Origin of the sequence: Corynebacterium sp., from assembly GCF_030532195.1 — a bacterium.
In the GTDB taxonomy this organism is placed as follows: Bacteria; Actinomycetota; Actinomycetes; order Mycobacteriales; family Mycobacteriaceae; genus Corynebacterium.
The window spans coordinates 85,080-101,097 of the sequence record NZ_JAUNLP010000002.1 but is presented as its reverse complement, the minus strand read 5'-3'; the positions used below and the strand labels follow the sequence as shown (position 1 = coordinate 101,097).

Genomic DNA, 16,018 nt, shown 5'->3' with positions numbered 1-16,018 from the left:
AAAAGCTGCTGTGCGAGTGTGCGAGCTGCCTAGAACGGCGGCTCACCATCGTCGCCGGGAAGCGCAGTAGAACCGAACAGCATAGTCGGTTCGGTATCGGCCGCCTTGTCGGTGCCGTCCGCATCGGCCGCATCGGCCGCATCTGCTTCCGGATCGAGACCAAGTGCTGTAAAAAGCTCCTTTTCGCTCCAAATCTCAATGTCTTGCCCCTCTGCCTGCAGCTGGCGGGCCTTCTTTTCCTTGGAGGTCACATTGTCCCATGGACCGGCCACCAAAATCGTGGTTTTCTTGGTGACTCCCTTATTAATATTCGCGCCGGCAAACGCAATCTTGTCCCACAAAAAGCCCTTGTCATACGGGGTAAAGTCACCGGTCAGTGTCAGGCGCTGACCAAAGAGAAGGCCATCCGGATCAGCATCCGGATTTGGCTCCGGAATGGTGTCCGGCGTCTTCGCAGCATCCCACTTTGCGTTACGACGCGGACGCGAACCGCCACCAGCCGAAGACCCTCGTCGCTGGCCAGCGCTGGCACTCGCCGCAGCACCGCCTGCGGGCGCGTAGCGAACCAGCCGCAGGCGGCCATCTCCAATCTGCCCCATGGCAAGGGAGACCCTCTTGCTCAAATCTGTCACAGAGTTGGCATGCTGCTGCTTCATCAGCCACAGCGCGACCTCCGCACACGCCACCGCGTCCGCAGTCGCGTCATGATGATTAGCCAGCGATGTACCCGCTGCCTCTGCGAGAGTGGGCAGCTTCAGGTTCGGCAACCCCAACTGCATCTGGCGCGCCCACATATACGTACAGGCAAATGAGATCTTCGGCGCCGCCACGCCCTCGGCCCGACACGCGCGCGACAGCGCCGTGAAATCAAACCGAGCGTTATGAGCAACCACCGGTAAATCCCCGACAGTCTTCGTGAACTTTTCCAGCTGCTCTACAAAACTGGGCTGACCAGCAACATCCGCCGCAGTAATGCCGTGAATTGCCACATTGGCCTCATCGAAGTACTCCAGCCCCTTCGGCGGACGACTAAGCCACGAGTACTTCTCCACAACCTCGCCACCGCGCACAATGGCCAGACCCAACTGAATAATCGAGCCCGTATCCTCATTCGCAGTCTCCACATCGAAGGCCGCAAACGGCTCAATCTCCGACACCGAAACCTCCTCACCCGTGGGCGTGGGTGCAAAGGGCACAGTGTGCTTGACGACGTCGCCTGCGGCACCAATAACCGTCACGCCCTCAACCACCGCTGCGCGCTGCGTAATCCAGGCCAGCAGCGTGGAATTAAAGGCCTTGGGGGTGTTGTAGAACTTCGGATCCTTTGCCATCTCGGCCAGGAGGTCAACCAACAGCTTTGCCGCTGGCACGCGGCTTTGCATCACACGAGCCTTAGGCAGGGTATTACCTAAATCGACCGTGCCGGGGAAGAAGCGGGTGGCTTCTGTGTAGATACCGCCTTCTGTGTGGGAGGTGGCCTCCACAACGTCGTCAAGCGGGACGGGCTTTGCCGATGCCTGGCTGGACGTATTGATGGTGTGGGCGAGTCGGAGTCCATCGGCGGTGATAATCACCGTGTCGCCGGTGAGCTCGAAGACGACGGCGGGCTCGGATGTTGGCGTGGTCGTAGTCATGCTCTAGATGGTAGCGCCGATGCCGGATTTGGCCGGTATAGAGGCTGGCGAAGTGGTGGTCTGTGCGAGGTCGCCGTTGTGTCTCCATTGCCTAAAAGAGGGGTGGAAATTTACCACAGAAACAAAAATATTTTGGCCGTTTTTGAACGAAGGGGGTAGCTATACCCCCGAAAGCCACATGTTTTGGGCATTAAAATGTCCGGATGCATTTTGAGTAGGCACTGCTTATAATCCTTTTCCGAACGGTGATAACTCGCCGTTTTAAGAGCTGTTGGGCTCAAGTGGAAGGCACAGCGGAAACAACGTATGCCAGTGAAGCGATAAATAAGGAGTAATTAATTTGAGCAGCACCACCCCGATGCACCCTGGTTCTATTCTCAATGACATTTTCCTCGAGCCGCGTCACATGTCCATCTACCGCCTGGCCCTTGCAATTGGTGTTCCGAGCTCCACGCTGGAGCGCTTCCGTAGCGGTCGCACCGCGGTAACCAACGATCTTGCTAATCGTCTGTCCGACTACTTTGATACCGAGCCGGAGTACTGGTTGAACTCTCAGCAGGAGTTCAATATGCGCGCATCTGCGTAATAAGGCTTCTGGTGAGCTCGGCTGAGGTGTAAGGCCTCGCACACTCGCGATTGAACTCGTAAGAATCTGAACCACGCTCTGTGTTGCGCCCCTGCAGGTGGCAGAAGGTAAGTCCTCTGTCCTTGCGGGGGTTTTCTGATTTTTGGGGTGATCTTATGGCAGTTCACCCGATTGCTCAGGCAACGAAGTAGGCGGCAAAAAGGCAAAAGCGGGTCGGCGAGCAAAACTCGCCGACCCGCCGACCCGCCCAAGTGTGGCCCTAGCGCCCTAGCGCCCTAGAGGCCGCGGGGCATAGCCCTAGTGGCGCTCGATCAACACGATGGTGGATCGAGCCGGGACACGCAGCTCACCTTCTGGCTCGACAATACGTTCGTGGGTCGGGCGACCGGTGATTTCAGAGGTGTCAATAATGACTTCCCAGCTGTGTGCATATTCAGTGCCCGGAATCTGGAACACGATGTCCTCATGATGGGCGTTGAAGCACAGCAGGAAGGAGTCGTCTTCAATCTTGTGGCCGCGAATGTCACGCTCTGTGATGGCATCACCATTGAGCCAGACCATCAGGGACTTGCCGAAGTCAAAGTTCCAGTCATCGGTGGTCATGACTCGACCTTCGTAGGTCAGCCATGCGATGTCGCGGTCATCTGTTTCAGTTCCGATTGGGCCACCACGCAGGAAGCGGCGACGTCGGAAGACCGGATGCTCGTGGCGCATGTTGGTCAGGAACGTGGTGAAGTCCACCAATTCGGAATTTGTGCGCGTCTGATTCCAGTCCACCCAGGACAGACGATTGTCCTGGCAGTAGACGTTGTTGTTGCCTTTCTGGCCACGGCCCATCTCGTCGCCGTGGCTGATCATCGGCGTGCCCTGGGAGAGCAACAATGTGGTTAGGAAGTTACGACGCTGGCGAGCGCGCAGCGACAAAATGCGCTCATCGTCAGTCGGGCCTTCCACGCCGCAGTTCCAGGAGCGGTTGTGGGACTCACCATCGCGGTTGTCCTCGCCGTTGGCCATATTGTGCTTCTCGTTGTAGCTGACCAGGTCATTGAGGGTAAAACCGTCGTGTGCCGTGACAAAGTTAATCGACGCGGTGGGGCGGCGGTCATTGTTGGCGTACAGGTCCGAAGAACCGGTGATGCGGGAAGCGAATTCGCCCAGCGTGGAGGGCTCGCCACGCCAGAAGTCGCGGATGGTGTCGCGGTACTTACCGTTCCACTCGGTCCACTGCGGCGGGAAGTTACCGACCTGGTAGCCGCCTTCGCCGACGTCCCATGGCTCAGCGATGAGCTTGACCTGGCTGACAATCGGATCTTGCTGGACCAGGTCGAAGAAGGCCGACAGACGGTCCACATCGTGGAACTCGCGGGCCAGGGTGGAGGCCAAGTCGAAACGGAATCCGTCGACATGCATCTCAGAAACCCAGTAGCGCAGCGAATCCATAATCAGCTGCAGTGAGTGCGGATGGCGGACATTCAGCGAGTTACCAGTACCGGTGTAGTCCATGTAGTGCTGGCGGTCGCCTTCGACCAAGCGGTAGTAGGCCTCGTTGTCGATGCCTCGGAAGCAGATGGTCGGGCCCATGTGGTTGCCCTCTGCCGTGTGGTTGTAGACCACGTCGAGGATGACCTCAATACCGGCATCGTGGAAAGCACGAACCATGCCCTTGAACTCACTGACCGCACCGCCCGGCTTCGTGGATGCCGCGTAATCCTGATGCGGTGCCAGGAAACCGAAGGTGTTGTAGCCCCAGTAGTTGCGCAGGCCCTTTTCACGCAGGTGATCGTCCTGGAGGAACTGATGTACCGGCATTAGCTCAATTGCCGTTACACCCAGGTCCTTCAGGTAATCAATAATCGCCGGATGCGCCAAACCTGCGTATGTACCGCGCAGTTCCTCCGGAATATCCGGGTGCAGCATGGTCATACCCTTGACGTGTGCCTCATAAATCACCGTCTCGTTGTATGGCGTGCGCGGTGCGCGGTCAGCAGCCCAGTCGAAGAATGGGTTGATGACAACCGAGGTCATCGTGTGCCCCAGGCTGTCCTCAGTGTTGCGCTTCGAGTGGTCATGGATGTCGTAGCTAAATAGCGAGGAGTGACCGTCGAATTCGCCGTCAAAGGCCTTGGCGTATGGATCCACCAGGAGCTTATTCGGATCGCAACGCTTACCGTTTTCCGGATCGTACGGACCGTGTACGCGGTAGGCGTAGCGCTGTCCCGGCATGATCGACGGGATGTAGCAGTGCCAAATATGAGCATCAACTTCCTCGAGGGCGATTCGAGTCTCCTCGCCCTCAGAGCTAATCAGACATAGTTCAACCTTTTCCGCGACATCGGAAAAGAGCGCAAAGTTGGTGCCAGCGCCGTCATAGGTAGAGCCGAGTGGATAGGGGTCACCTGGCCACACTTGATATTCGCCGACTGTGTTTGCTTGGTTCATGTGACACACTCTATCTGTTCTGTACTCATTCTTAAGCTTTTCGCGCGAGGTAAGCGCGTGCTGCTACTCACAAAATGCCCACAGAACTTAGAGTTGCGGCGACAAAAACGACCGGTCGATGAGTTTTCTCGTTGAACGATTAAGCACCTAAACTACGCGCGAAATTAGGTATTTAACCCTGCTTGTGGGCAATTTTCCGCCCAAAACTCAACAAGTTCTCAATCCGTCACCCAAAATTCGCGGTCACCAGCGCGCGAAGTTCACCAACTACCTTTAAATTCGGGTTTATGAGCCCACGAACCATTGGTGTAACGGAAGTTGCGTTCCGCGATGCTCATCAGAGCCTCATGGCAACGCGTATGGCTATGGAAGACATGGTCGATGTCTGTGAAGAAATGGACAAGGCCGGTTTCTGGAGTGTTGAGTGCTGGGGTGGCGCAACCTTTGACGCGTGCATCCGTTTCCTCAACGAAGATCCCTGGGAGCGTCTGCGCACGTTCCGCAAGTTGATGCCGAACAGCCGGCTGCAGATGCTGCTGCGCGGCCAGAACCTGCTCGGCTACCGCCACTATGAGGACATGGTCGTCGACAAGTTCGTCGAAAAGTCCGCCGAAAACGGCATGGATGTGTTCCGCGTTTTCGATGCCCTGAACGACCCACGAAATCTCGAGCACGCAATGACGGCTGTCAAGAACGTCGGCAAGCATGCTCAGGGCACGATTTGCTACACGACGTCTCCGCTTCACGACGTCGACGGCTACGTCAAGCTCGCTGGTCGTCTACTTGATATGGGTGCGGATTCCATTGCGCTGAAGGATATGGCAGCGCTGCTTAAGCCTCAGCCGGCATATGACATCATTCGCGGCATCAAGGAAACCTATGGCGAGGACACACAGATTAATGTCCACTGCCACTCGACCACGGGTGTCACCATGGTCACCCTGATGAAGGCTATCGAGGCAGGCGCGGATGTTGTCGATACGGCAATTTCTTCCATGTCGCTTGGCCCTGGCCACAACCCGACTGAGTCGCTGGTGGAGATGCTGGAAGGCACTGACTACACCACCGATTTGAATATGGACAACCTGATCACCATCCGTGATCACTTCCGCAAGGTACGTCCGAAGTACGCAGAGTTTGAGTCCAAGACTCTGGTCAATACCGACATCTTCATGTCCCAGATTCCTGGCGGCATGCTGTCGAACATGGAAAACCAGCTGAAGGCTCAAGGTGCGGGCGACCGCGTCGATGAGGTTATGCGTGAGGTGCCTATTGTCCGCAAGGATGCGGGTTACCCGCCGCTGGTGACACCGAGCTCGCAGATCGTCGGCACGCAGGCTGTGTTCAATGTGTTGATGGGGCGTTACAAGGTCATGACCGCGGAGTTCGCCGACCTGATGCTCGGCTACTACGGCCAGTGCCCAGGTGAGCGCAACCCAGAGCTGATTAAGCAGGCTGCGGCGCAGACCAAGAAGGAAGAGATTTCGGTTCGTCCGGCAGATCTGCTGGAGCCGGAGTGGGATGACCTGGTTGAGCAGGCCAAGGGCCTCGACGGCTTCAACGGCACTGATGAGGATGTGCTGACCAACGCGCTGTTCCCATCGGTCGCGCCGGGCTTTTTCACCACTCGTGGCGAAGGCCCGAAGAACGTCGGCAAGACCGCCGAGCAGCTCAAGCGCGAGGCCGAGCAGGCCTCGGGTGCTGCCAACGCCATCCGCGAGCCCATCCGTTACAAGGTCACCGTCGGCGGTCGCTCTCAGACCGTTCAGGTTGAACCTGCCTAGGAATTCGGAAGAAGAGATAGCAATGTCTAACAACCCAGATACTCAACCGACTTCGGCACAGGCTCCGGGCGTAGATGCGTCGATGGCCGAGCGCCTGGAATACCTTGAGTCCCAGCGTCGCCGCGTCGAGGCTGGTGGCGGCGAAGCTCGCCAGGCCAAGCAGCATGATCGCGGCAAGATGACCGCTCGCGAGCGCATCGACAGCTTCGTCGATGAAGGCACCTTCCGCGAAACTGGTATGTTCATGACGCATCGCACCACTGATTTCGGCATGGATACCGCCGATGCGCCTGCCGACGGTGTGGTCACCGGCACTGCCGCGGTCCTCGGCCGCGCGGTGCATGTGGCCTCCCAAGACTTCACCGTCATGGGTGGCTCCGCAGGTGAAACACAGTCCCGCAAGGTGGCGGCCACCATGCGCGCCGCCGCGGACAACGGCACTCCGTTTGTGTTCATCAATGACTCCGGCGGAGCCCGCATTCAGGAGGGCATCGACTCCCTGTCCGGCTACGGCCAGGTCTTTTACAACAACGTCTGGCTCTCCGGTCTGGTGCCACAGATTTCCATCATCGCCGGCCCGTGCGCTGGTGGCGCTGCCTACTCGCCAGCTCTGACCGACTTCATCATTCAGACCCGCAAGGCTCAGATGTTCATTACTGGCCCGGGTGTGATTAAGTCCGTCACCGGTGAGGATGTCACCTCGGAGCAGCTCGGTGGGGCTGACGCACACATGGCCAAGGCCGGCAACATCGACTTTGTTGCGGAAGACGATGAACAGGCAATTCTCATTGCTCAGAAGCTGCTGAGCTTCCTGCCGCAGAACAATACTGAAGAGCCGCCGGTCGTTGACCCAGTTTTTGAGGCCGAGCCAGATCCGGAGCTGCGCGAGATTGTCCCGGTCGACGGCAAGAAGGGCTACGACGTCCGTGAAATCATTATTCGCCTTGCCGACAACGGTGATTTCCTCGAGTGCCAGGCGGGTTTTGCCACCAACCTGGTCGTCGGTTTCGGCCGAATTCTCGGCCGTACCGTGGGCTTTGTTGCCAATCAGCCAAATGTGATGTCCGGTGTACTGGACATCAACTCCTCCGACAAGGGCGCGAAGTTCATTCGCTTCTGCAACGCCTTCAACATCCCGCTGGTCACGCTGGTGGACGTGCCGGGCTTCATGCCGGGTGTCACTCAGGAGCACGGCGGCATCATCCGTCACGGCGCAAAGATGCTCTACGCATACTCCGCAGCGTCTGTTCCCAAGGTAACCGTCGTCATGCGCAAGGCGTACGGCGGTGCGTACCTGGCGATGTGCTCGAAGGATCTCGGCGCTGACTATGTCTTTGCGTGGCCGACTGCAGAGATTGCCGTCATGGGTGCCGAAGGCGCGGTCAACGTGGTCTTCCGTAAGGAAATCGCCGCTGCGGGCGATGAGGAAGCGCAGGCTCGGGTGCGCGACGAACGCATCGCGGAATACAAGACGCGCTTTTCGACGCCGTATGTCGCCGCCTCGCGCGGACTGGTCGACGATGTGATTGACCCGGCTGAAACCCGCCTGTACGTGGCAGATGCGCTGTCGGTTCTGCGCAACAAGCGCGAAGTCCGCCCGGCTAAGAAGCACGGATTGGGGCCGCAGTAATGAGTGAGAACATCGCGGAAATCAAAGAGCTTCGTCAGCTGGTGGCTGAGCTGACCAACCGCTTGGATGCGACGTCGAGCAGCTTGCAAAAGGCCACCGCACGGCTCAATCAAGCGGAGCGTGAGCTGGCTGACCTGCGCAAGCGCGTCGATGCCGACATTCCGGAGGACACGGTCATCGCGATTTCGGCGGCTGTCTCCGCGTACCTGGGCAATCGCGGCAAGGTCAAAGCAATTCGATACAACCGCCACAAGACGTGGGCCGCGCAGGGCCGTCAGGTTCAGCAGCAGCGGCTGCATCGGTAGGCATTTTTCCCCCGTAGCGTGAAGCAATTTTGAGAAGGATTTTTAAGCCATGGAATTGAAAGTGACCGTCGGTGGCATTGCCTACGATGTCGACGTTGAAGTGGTGGAGGAGCCAAAGCGCCTTTCTCCGATTGTGATGGGCGGTTCCTCTAACGCCTCTGCTGAGCCGGCCACGGCCAGTGTCTCCGGTGTTTCTGCAAATACTGTTGTGGCACCGTTGGCCGGTTCGGTGAGCAAGGTATTGGTCAGCGAGGGCCAGGAGATTGAGGCAGGGGAGGTGCTGCTGATTCTCGAGGCCATGAAGATGGAAACTGAGATCACGGCTCCGAGCGCCGGTACGGTCAGCACCATCCACGTTGAGGTTGGCGACGCCGTGCAGGGCGGCCAGGGACTGGTGTCCATCGATTAGCGGGCGACGAAGGACGGCACCCAGGGTCTAACCCCGGTTACGGCAATTACTTAATTTTGCCTTAATATCGTCCCCATGAATGCCGTTCTTCTCGCCGTTTTGGTGATGCTCATCCTGGCAGTTTGCCGGGTACACGTTGTGCTGGCGCTGTTTATCGGCGCCTTGGTCGGTGGCCTCTCCGCCGGTATGGGGCTCGATGCCACCATGGTGGCCTTCCAAGAAGGCCTCTCTGGTGGTGCCAAGATCGCCTTAAGCTACGCCATGCTGGGTGCTTTCGCCATGGCCGTAGCATCTTCCAGTCTGCCAAAGCTCCTGGCGGATTGGCTCATCGCCAAGATTGGTACCGAAGATGAAAACACCAAAGCCAAAGCGGTGACGTGGACGAAATGGGGCATGCTGTCCGGCATTTTGGCGATGGCAATTATGTCGCAGAACCTCATTCCGGTTCATATTGCGTTTATTCCGCTGATTATCCCGCCACTGTTGCCGGTATTTAATCGCCTGCACATTGACCGCCGAATGATTACCAGCGTTATGACTTTCGGCTTGGTCACAACCTATATGTGGATTCCAGTCGGCTTCGGTTCAATCTTTTTGAACGACATTCTGTTGGGCAACATCGAAAATGCTGGTCTCGATGTATCCGACATCAACATCATGACCACGATGGGTATCCCGGCTCTCGGCATGCTGACTGGTCTGGCTATCGCCGTGTTCTTTTCCTACCGCAAGCCGCGGTACTACGAAGATCGTCCAATTGCGGCATCAGAGCACACGGAATCGAACTCCGATGAGCCGGTATCTAAGTACCGCGTCATCGTTGCCCTCATCGCGATTGTGGTCACTTTCGTTGTCCAGATTGTCATGAACTCGATGGGCACGGAAGCCGATCCGCTGCTCATCGGTGCACTGACGGGTCTGGCGATCTTTATGCTGACTGGCGCTGTTCGCTGGCGCGAAGCTGACGACGTGTTCACTGCGGGCATGAAGATGATGGCGCTTATTGGCTTCATCATGATTTCCGCACAGGGCTTCGCCTCCGTGATGTCCGAGTCGGGTCAGGTCGAGCCGTTGGTGACCGCGACTGCAGAGCTGTTCGCAGGTAATAAACCTGCAGCTGCAATTGCCATGCTGCTTGTTGGTCTGGTGGTCACGATGGGTATCGGTTCATCGTTTTCGACGCTGCCGATCATTTCCATTATCTACGTGCCACTGTGTTTGTCGCTGGGCTTCTCTCCGATGGCCACCGTCGCAATTATCGGTACCGCAGGTGCGCTGGGAGATGCGGGTTCCCCGGCATCTGACTCCACGCTTGGCCCGACGATGGGGCTTAACGCAGATGGTCAGCACGACCACATTCGAGACTCGGTTATTCCGACCTTCCTGCACTTCAACCTGCCGCTGCTGGCAGCCGGTTGGATCGCAGCCCTGGTGCTCTAGAGCACTGACTGCGGCTTAGCCGCGGGCAGCAATGCCCGCAATGATGAGCTCGGTTCCCAGCGCAATGCGCTGGCGGCCGAGCTCTTTTTTCTTCTCCGCGGCGGTCTCGGCCTCGGTGGAGTCAGCAGCGTCTGCTTCAGCAGTGTCAGTGGAGCGTGAGGCTTTGTTCTTGGCCGCTGTTTTGTCGACGAGCTCCAAAGCACTGGCGGTTTGCTGATCGACGGTGGCACCGAGAATGAAGTAGACCAAGACAGATGCGGTGTCGACAGTGTTACTGGAATCAGTGCCGGGTGCACCGCTGAGAACGTCGCCAAGCAGCTGTTCGGGGCGGATGGTGGCGGTATTCGTCGCCAGTGCTGCGGAGACCACTTCGGCGCCGTCGCGATGGGAAGTCAGGCAGGTGTACAGCAGCTCTGACATGGCCGTTGCGTCCTCGCGCCACTGGCCGGTGGGGGTGAATTCGGCGTAGGGGGCAAGGATGCGGTCGGCGACAGCGCCGAGGAGCGCCTGCTTGGAGGAGTAGTGCCAGTACATCGCCCCGGCGGCGGTGCCCAGGTGACGAGTCAGGCGACGAATGGTCAGGTCACCGAGCCCGTACTCATCAAGAATGGTCAGCGCGGCGTCGAGAATAATGTCCTTGGTCAGTTGCACACTGCCCACCGTAGACGAAACTGGTTTGCCTCGGATTAAAGGGGGCTACGGGTGCGGGCGGGAAATGCCCCTGTAATGACACGAATTGAACCATGTTCGACAATTGCGGTTCACAGTATTAGATTTGGAACCTGAACAACGCTCAAAACACTGTTCAATTCCGGTCAACAAGATTGGTTAGGAACGTGTGTGGGTGTTGGAAGTGATGACGAAACCAGCCTCAAGGAGTGTCGCAAGCCAATGACTGAACAGCACCAAGACATTTTGGATCTCGCACGTGAAAAGGTGCTTGAACGCGGTGAGGGGCTGAACTACGAGGAGACTCTGGCAATTCTCAATCTCGATGATGATCGCATTGAGGATTTGCTGGCGCTGGCTCACGAGGTTCGCCTGAAGTGGTGCGGTGAAGAGGTTGAGGTCGAAGGCATTATCTCGCTGAAGACCGGTGGCTGCCCAGAAGATTGCCACTTCTGCTCGCAGTCCGGCCTGTTTGAATCCCCGGTTCGCTCCGCATGGCTGGATATTCCGGCGCTGGTTGACGCTGCAAAGCAGACCGCAAAGTCCGGCGCGACCGAGTTCTGCATCGTGGCTGCTGTGAAGGGTCCGGATGAGCGTCTGCTCAGCCAGATGGAGCAGGCCGTTGCCGCAATTCAGTCCGAGGTTGACATCAACGTGGCCGCATCCATGGGCATTTTGACTCAGGAGCAGGTTGACCGCCTGGCCAAGGCTGGTATTCACCGCTACAACCACAACCTGGAGACCGCAAAGAGCTACTTCCCGCAGGTTGTCACCACTCACACCTGGGAAGAGCGCAACGAAACTCTGCGCATGGTCGGCGAAGCCGGCATGGAGGTCTGCTGCGGTGGCATCCTAGGGATGGGCGAAACTCTGGAGCAGCGTGCGGAGTTCGCTCAGGACCTCGCTGCTTTGAACCCGACTGAGGTGCCGATGAACTTCCTCGACCCGCGACCCGGCACCCCGTTTGAGGGCCGCGAGCCGATGCCGGCCAAGGACGCTCTGCGCGCTATCGGCGCCTTCCGCCTGGCATTGCCAAAGACCATCCTGCGTTTCGCCGGTGGCCGTGAGCTCACCCTCGGCGATCTCGGTGCGGAAAAGGGCCTGCTCGGCGGCATCAACGCCGTTATCGTTGGTAACTACCTGACCACTCTTGGCCGCCCAGCAGAACAGGATCTGGATCTGCTCGGTAAGGTTCGACTTCCCATTAAGGCTCTCAATGCAACTGTCTAAAACGCGCCCGACGCGGTCTAAGAAAGTAGATTCCACCGAACTGCTCCAGGCCATGGTCCTAGGCGATGCCCCGAAGTTCGATCCGTTTACTGGGGCGGATTTGGAAGCCGGTGAAGTGCGCGAGCGCTCCTACGGCGCAAAAGCGGGGCTTGAGGCACCTCGCTACTGCCAGATCTGTGGTCGCCGCATGGTGGTGCAGGTACGCCCGGATGGCTGGACGGCAAAGTGCTCTCGCCACGGTGAAGTCGATTCGGTCATGCTGGAACAACGCTGAAAAATACCTTGTCGGCGCAGGCGGAATGCGGTAGGTGAATAGACATCGGATTCCGCTCGCGCTGTGAGGTAAGTTAATCAACTATGACTAAGAAAAGTACCCAAGTCCCACACGTCCACAAGCAGAACGTGGCTACGGTCTCGGGTACTGTTTTCATCTCTATTGTGTTCGGCACTGTCACGGGTGTGATTTGGGCATTCCTGCGGCCTAAGCAGGAAGTTCAGCTGCTGCCGGATGGTCAAATGGCTGTTATCTCGCAGACTGTTGACGCAGGTTTTACCGGCCTGCTTTGGTTTGTCGGTATCACTGCCATCTGTGGTCTGGTACTGGGAAATCTGTCCCATCGAAAGCGAACCATTGATACTCCGGGCGCAATGCTCGTCGGCGTGCTCATGGCAGGCTTTATAGCGCTGCTGTGCGCCGTTGTGACCTACATTGTCGGTCAGTCCGTGGCAGGACTGTTGCAGCCGGATCTCACTGGCGTCCAGCCGGGCGATGAAGTCTCGATTATTCCGAATTTCACCACCTACACTGCGCTGCTTATTGCACCTCTGATTTCTATGTTGGTGTTGTGGACGCGGGTGCTGTTTCTCGGTGATTCCGGTGAACCGGGCACGACCGCGAAGGCGGAGGAAGCAGTGGGAGGAAATCGATAAAGAAGGCGAGAAGGAAAGCGTGGAAACTGCCGAAAAGGGGTAGTTATTGGGCATTGCCCTAAGGGAAGTCTTACAATTTCCTAAAATAGGTTCGCCTTTCAACCTTTCAATACCCGCTATTCGCCCCGATTTAGGGGCGTTTTCGATATTGGGATATTGGGATAGTGAGATATCGAGGGGCGGCCATTGTCCTCTTGCACTTGCCCGTTCGACTCCGCTGCGAATGCCACCGAGGGATGTCACCATTTTTAATGGCACATCCAGCCGGTCGTAGCCACAGCCCGATGTAGTAAGGACTTAATTTTCGTGAATACCAGCCCTACGCCGAGTACCGCCGCTTCCGGTCTGCCGCGCCTTGAATCGGATTTGTACGCCAATGTCGTCGACAAGAATGGCCGCTACGAAGGCGTAGTTGCCGACGAGAAGTGGGCCAGCGAAATCAAGCGTCTCGCCCGTGAGCGCAACGCTGTCATTCTCGCACACAACTACCAGCTGCCGGAGATTCAGGATATTGCCGACTACACCGGTGACTCCCTGGGCCTTTCCCGCATTGCAGCGAAGACCGATGCTGACGTCATTATTTTCTGTGGTGTGCACTTCATGGCGGAGACCGCCAAGATTCTCAGCCCGGAAAAGACGGTGCTGATTCCGGATGAGCGCGCTGGCTGCTCGCTGGCAGACTCCATCACGGCTGAGGAACTGGCTGAGTGGAAGGCCGAAAATCCGGATGCGGTCGTTGTCAGCTATGTCAACACCACGGCCGATGTGAAGGCTTTGACCGATGTCTGCTGTACGTCGTCCAACGCAGTCGATGTGGTCAAGTCCATTCCCGCAGACAAGGAGATTCTGTTTAACCCGGATCAGTTCCTGGGTGCTCACGTTCGCCGTGAGACCGGCCGTGACAATATCAAGGTCTGGGCTGGCGAGTGCCACGTCCACGCCAACATCAACGGTGAGGAACTCGCACACCGCGCCGAGGAAAATGCCGACTCGCAGCTGTTCATTCACCCAGAGTGCGGCTGCGCCAACTCCGCAATTTACCTGGCTGGCGAGGGCGCCATTGAGCCGGAGCGCGTGCAGATGCTCTCCACCGGTGAGATGCTGACTGAGGCCCACAAGCTCGAGGATAAGAAGTCCTCTTCGAAGGTCCTCGTCGCCACCGAGGTGGGCATGCTCCACCAGCTGCGCAAGGCCGCACCGGACGTGGAATTCGAGCCAATTAATGACCGCGCTTCCTGCTCCTACATGAAGCTGATTACCCCGGCGGCACTTCTGCGCTGCCTGGTCGATGGTGTCGACGAGGTTGACGTTGATCCAGAGGTCGCTGCTAAGGCTCGTGCCTCCGTTGAGCGCATGATCGCCATCGGCAACCCAGGCGGAGGCGAGTAACACGTTTGGTCTGCGCCCCTCCTTCGACTCCTGGACGCTAAGCTGCGACTTCCTCGTCATCGGCGGGGGAGTCGCCGGCCTGTCCGCCGCACGCCGCGCACTTGAGCTCGGTCTCGACGTGCTCGTTATCGACAGCGTCGAGTGGCGCACCGGCGCGCGCAAACATCTCCGGTTCGCCGACGCCGCCACGAATCTCGCGCAGGGCGGGCTCGCCGTCGTTGGGCTTGACGACGATCCGACAGGGCATGTGGCCAATGGGTTCGATGACTCCACCGATTCTCACATTGCCGATACTCTCGACGCAGGTGCCGGCCACTGCGATGAAGAGGCCGTAGCCTCCATCATCCGCGCCGGCGCGGAGGCAACTCAGTGGCTCATTGGGCTCGGCGCTCAGTTTGACCCATCACCGGACAATCCGGCCGTCTATTCGCGCACCAAGGAGGGCGGTCACCACGCCAGGCGCATCATTCACGCCGGTGGTGACGCGACCGGCGCGGAGATTCAGCGTGCCCTGGAAGAGTCCGTCACTGGTGTGCGTGTGCTGCAAAATGCCACGGCGCGTCAGCTGGTTGTCGATGACCACGGCCGCGTTCTCGGCGCACTGGTTGAGGACTCCCGCGGGGGTGGCACCATTCGTGCGGGTGCCACGCTGCTGGCCACCGGTGGGGTTGGCCATATTTATCGGGCCACTACCGCACCGTCGGGCGCTCGCGGCGAGGCCATCGGTCTGGCCACAGATGCTGGTGCCGAGGTCCGCGACATGGAATTCATCCAGTTCCATCCCACGGTTCTCTACGATGACCGCTCGGCCACAGATGGCAGCGGACGTCGTCAGCTCATCAGCGAAGCTGTCCGCGGTGAAGGCGCAGTCCTTGTTGATTCCCGCGGGCACAGCGTCACCGAAGGTGTCGATCCGCGCGGTGACCTCGCGCCACGCGATATCGTCTCGCGTGCCATTGCTACACGCATGCGCGAGCTCGGCGAAGACCACGTCTTCCTCGATGCTCGTCACGTAAAGGATTTCGCGTCGCGCTTTCCGACGATCACAGCGGGCCTGGCCACCGAGGAAATTGATCCCACGACTGAGCTCATTCCCGTGGCCCCGGCGGTCCACTACACCTGCGGTGGCATCGCGGTGGATCCGCAGGGCTCAACTGGCGTGCCGGGACTTTATGCGGCCGGTGAGTGCTCTGCGACTGGGCTGCATGGTGCCAACAGGTTGGCATCGAATTCGCTGTTGGAAGGCCTCGTCGTCGGCAGACGCGTGGCGCAGCAGGTGGCGTCCGAGGCGCTCACACCGGTCGGGCAGGAAGTTTTCGAAAAGACTGCGGCCGCGCTGCCTGAGCCTCGACCTCAGTTGGAACCGCGTCAGCTGTTCCGCCTGCAAAACGCGATGCAGCAAGGCGCTGGGGTAACTCGCAACGAAAAGGGACTTCGAGCAACACTGGCAATTATTGACCAGCTGCCACAATCGGTTCAGGTAGTGGCAGCACGGAAAGTCGTCGAGGCAGCGTTGGCACGCCCCTATACTCTGGGGTGCCACACTTGGTTTGAACAGGACGAGGAAAAGTAA

The 16,018-nt window shown here is 58.4% G+C and carries 14 protein-coding genes; 11 read left to right on the top strand and 3 right to left on the bottom strand.

Annotated features, from left to right (window positions below):
* Positions 1 to 29 precede the first annotated feature (29 nt).
* Positions 30 to 1,634, bottom strand: coding sequence for an exonuclease domain-containing protein (locus Q4E11_RS03295; protein WP_303163652.1), 1,605 nt, complete (start codon positions 1,632 to 1,634; stop codon positions 30 to 32).
* A gap of 340 nt (positions 1,635 to 1,974) precedes the next feature.
* Here Q4E11_RS03295 and Q4E11_RS03290 point away from each other — a divergent pair, with 340 nt between their 5' ends.
* Positions 1,975 to 2,220 (top strand): HigA family addiction module antitoxin, encoded by a 246-nt coding sequence (locus Q4E11_RS03290; RefSeq protein WP_303163650.1) that lies wholly within the window; start codon positions 1,975 to 1,977, stop codon positions 2,218 to 2,220.
* 297 nt (positions 2,221 to 2,517) lie between these two features.
* On the opposite strand, the gene glgX is transcribed toward Q4E11_RS03290, so the two are convergent.
* Complete coding sequence (gene glgX / locus Q4E11_RS03285) at positions 2,518 to 4,659, bottom strand: glycogen debranching protein GlgX (protein ID WP_303163647.1); 2,142 nt, start codon at positions 4,657 to 4,659, stop codon at positions 2,518 to 2,520.
* A 287-nt stretch (positions 4,660 to 4,946) separates the two neighbouring features.
* On the opposite strand from glgX, the gene Q4E11_RS03280 reads away from it, so the two are divergent.
* The 5 genes from Q4E11_RS03280 to Q4E11_RS03260 all read left to right on the top strand — a co-directional run bounded on the left by Q4E11_RS03280 (position 4,947) and on the right by Q4E11_RS03260 (position 10,227).
* Entirely contained in the window at positions 4,947 to 6,443 is a 1,497-nt protein-coding gene (locus Q4E11_RS03280) for a methylmalonyl-CoA carboxytransferase subunit 5S (RefSeq protein WP_303163646.1), read from the top strand.
* 22 nt (positions 6,444 to 6,465) lie between these two features.
* Positions 6,466 to 8,073 carry an acyl-CoA carboxylase subunit beta gene (locus Q4E11_RS03275; RefSeq protein ID WP_303163644.1) on the top strand — a complete coding sequence of 536 codons (1,608 nt, stop codon included), beginning with the start codon at positions 6,466 to 6,468 and terminating at the stop codon, positions 8,071 to 8,073.
* Positions 8,073 to 8,378, top strand: a complete 306-nt coding sequence (locus tag Q4E11_RS03270) for a hypothetical protein (RefSeq protein WP_303163642.1) — start codon at positions 8,073 to 8,075, stop codon at positions 8,376 to 8,378. Before Q4E11_RS03275 ends, Q4E11_RS03270 begins: the two co-directional genes overlap by 1 nt.
* A 49-nt stretch (positions 8,379 to 8,427) precedes the next feature.
* Positions 8,428 to 8,787 (top strand): biotin/lipoyl-containing protein, encoded by a 360-nt coding sequence (locus Q4E11_RS03265; RefSeq protein WP_303163640.1) that lies wholly within the window; start codon positions 8,428 to 8,430, stop codon positions 8,785 to 8,787.
* A gap of 75 nt (positions 8,788 to 8,862) precedes the next feature.
* Positions 8,863 to 10,227: a Na+/H+ antiporter family protein gene (locus Q4E11_RS03260; RefSeq protein ID WP_303163638.1), complete on the top strand. Its 1,365-nt coding sequence runs from the start codon at positions 8,863 to 8,865 to the stop codon at positions 10,225 to 10,227.
* A gap of 15 nt (positions 10,228 to 10,242) precedes the next feature.
* On the opposite strand, the gene Q4E11_RS03255 is transcribed toward Q4E11_RS03260, so the two are convergent.
* Positions 10,243 to 10,878 (bottom strand): TetR family transcriptional regulator, encoded by a 636-nt coding sequence (locus tag Q4E11_RS03255; protein ID WP_303163636.1) that lies wholly within the window; start codon positions 10,876 to 10,878, stop codon positions 10,243 to 10,245.
* Positions 10,879 to 11,118: 240 nt separating this feature from the next.
* Between Q4E11_RS03255 and bioB the strand changes: the two genes are divergently transcribed.
* From bioB to nadB, 5 genes are all read left to right on the top strand, one after another.
* On the top strand, positions 11,119 to 12,126 hold the full coding sequence (bioB, locus tag Q4E11_RS03250) for a biotin synthase BioB (RefSeq protein ID WP_303163633.1): 1,008 nt from the start codon (positions 11,119 to 11,121) through the stop codon (positions 12,124 to 12,126).
* Positions 12,113 to 12,400 carry a hypothetical protein gene (locus Q4E11_RS03245; protein ID WP_303163632.1) on the top strand — a complete coding sequence of 96 codons (288 nt, stop codon included), beginning with the start codon at positions 12,113 to 12,115 and terminating at the stop codon, positions 12,398 to 12,400. The genes bioB and Q4E11_RS03245 overlap by 14 nt, the downstream gene beginning before the upstream one ends.
* Positions 12,401 to 12,483: 83 nt before the next feature.
* Positions 12,484 to 13,056, top strand: a complete 573-nt coding sequence (locus tag Q4E11_RS03240; RefSeq protein WP_303163630.1) for a hypothetical protein — start codon at positions 12,484 to 12,486, stop codon at positions 13,054 to 13,056.
* A gap of 345 nt (positions 13,057 to 13,401) precedes the next feature.
* Positions 13,402 to 14,445, top strand: coding sequence for a quinolinate synthase NadA (gene nadA, locus Q4E11_RS03235; RefSeq protein ID WP_303163973.1), 1,044 nt, complete (start codon positions 13,402 to 13,404; stop codon positions 14,443 to 14,445).
* 10 nt (positions 14,446 to 14,455) lie between these two features.
* Complete coding sequence (gene nadB / locus Q4E11_RS03230; protein WP_303163971.1) at positions 14,456 to 16,018, top strand: L-aspartate oxidase; 1,563 nt, start codon at positions 14,456 to 14,458, stop codon at positions 16,016 to 16,018.

Excerpts from the sequence above, each read along its gene's own strand:
- Q4E11_RS03295 (WP_303163652.1), bottom strand. The coding sequence starts at position 1,634 with ATGACTACGACCACGCCAACATCCGAGCCCGCCGTCGTCTTCGAGCTC.
- glgX (WP_303163647.1), bottom strand. The coding sequence starts at position 4,659 with ATGAACCAAGCAAACACAGTCGGCGAATATCAAGTGTGGCCAGGTGAC.
- Q4E11_RS03280 (WP_303163646.1), top strand. The coding sequence starts at position 4,947 with ATGAGCCCACGAACCATTGGTGTAACGGAAGTTGCGTTCCGCGATGCT.
- Q4E11_RS03275 (WP_303163644.1), top strand. The coding sequence starts at position 6,466 with ATGTCTAACAACCCAGATACTCAACCGACTTCGGCACAGGCTCCGGGC.
- Q4E11_RS03270 (WP_303163642.1), top strand. The coding sequence starts at position 8,073 with ATGAGTGAGAACATCGCGGAAATCAAAGAGCTTCGTCAGCTGGTGGCT.
- Q4E11_RS03265 (WP_303163640.1), top strand. The coding sequence starts at position 8,428 with ATGGAATTGAAAGTGACCGTCGGTGGCATTGCCTACGATGTCGACGTT.
- Q4E11_RS03260 (WP_303163638.1), top strand. The coding sequence starts at position 8,863 with ATGAATGCCGTTCTTCTCGCCGTTTTGGTGATGCTCATCCTGGCAGTT.
- bioB (WP_303163633.1), top strand. The coding sequence starts at position 11,119 with ATGACTGAACAGCACCAAGACATTTTGGATCTCGCACGTGAAAAGGTG.
- Q4E11_RS03245 (WP_303163632.1), top strand. The coding sequence starts at position 12,113 with ATGCAACTGTCTAAAACGCGCCCGACGCGGTCTAAGAAAGTAGATTCC.
- Q4E11_RS03240 (WP_303163630.1), top strand. The coding sequence starts at position 12,484 with ATGACTAAGAAAAGTACCCAAGTCCCACACGTCCACAAGCAGAACGTG.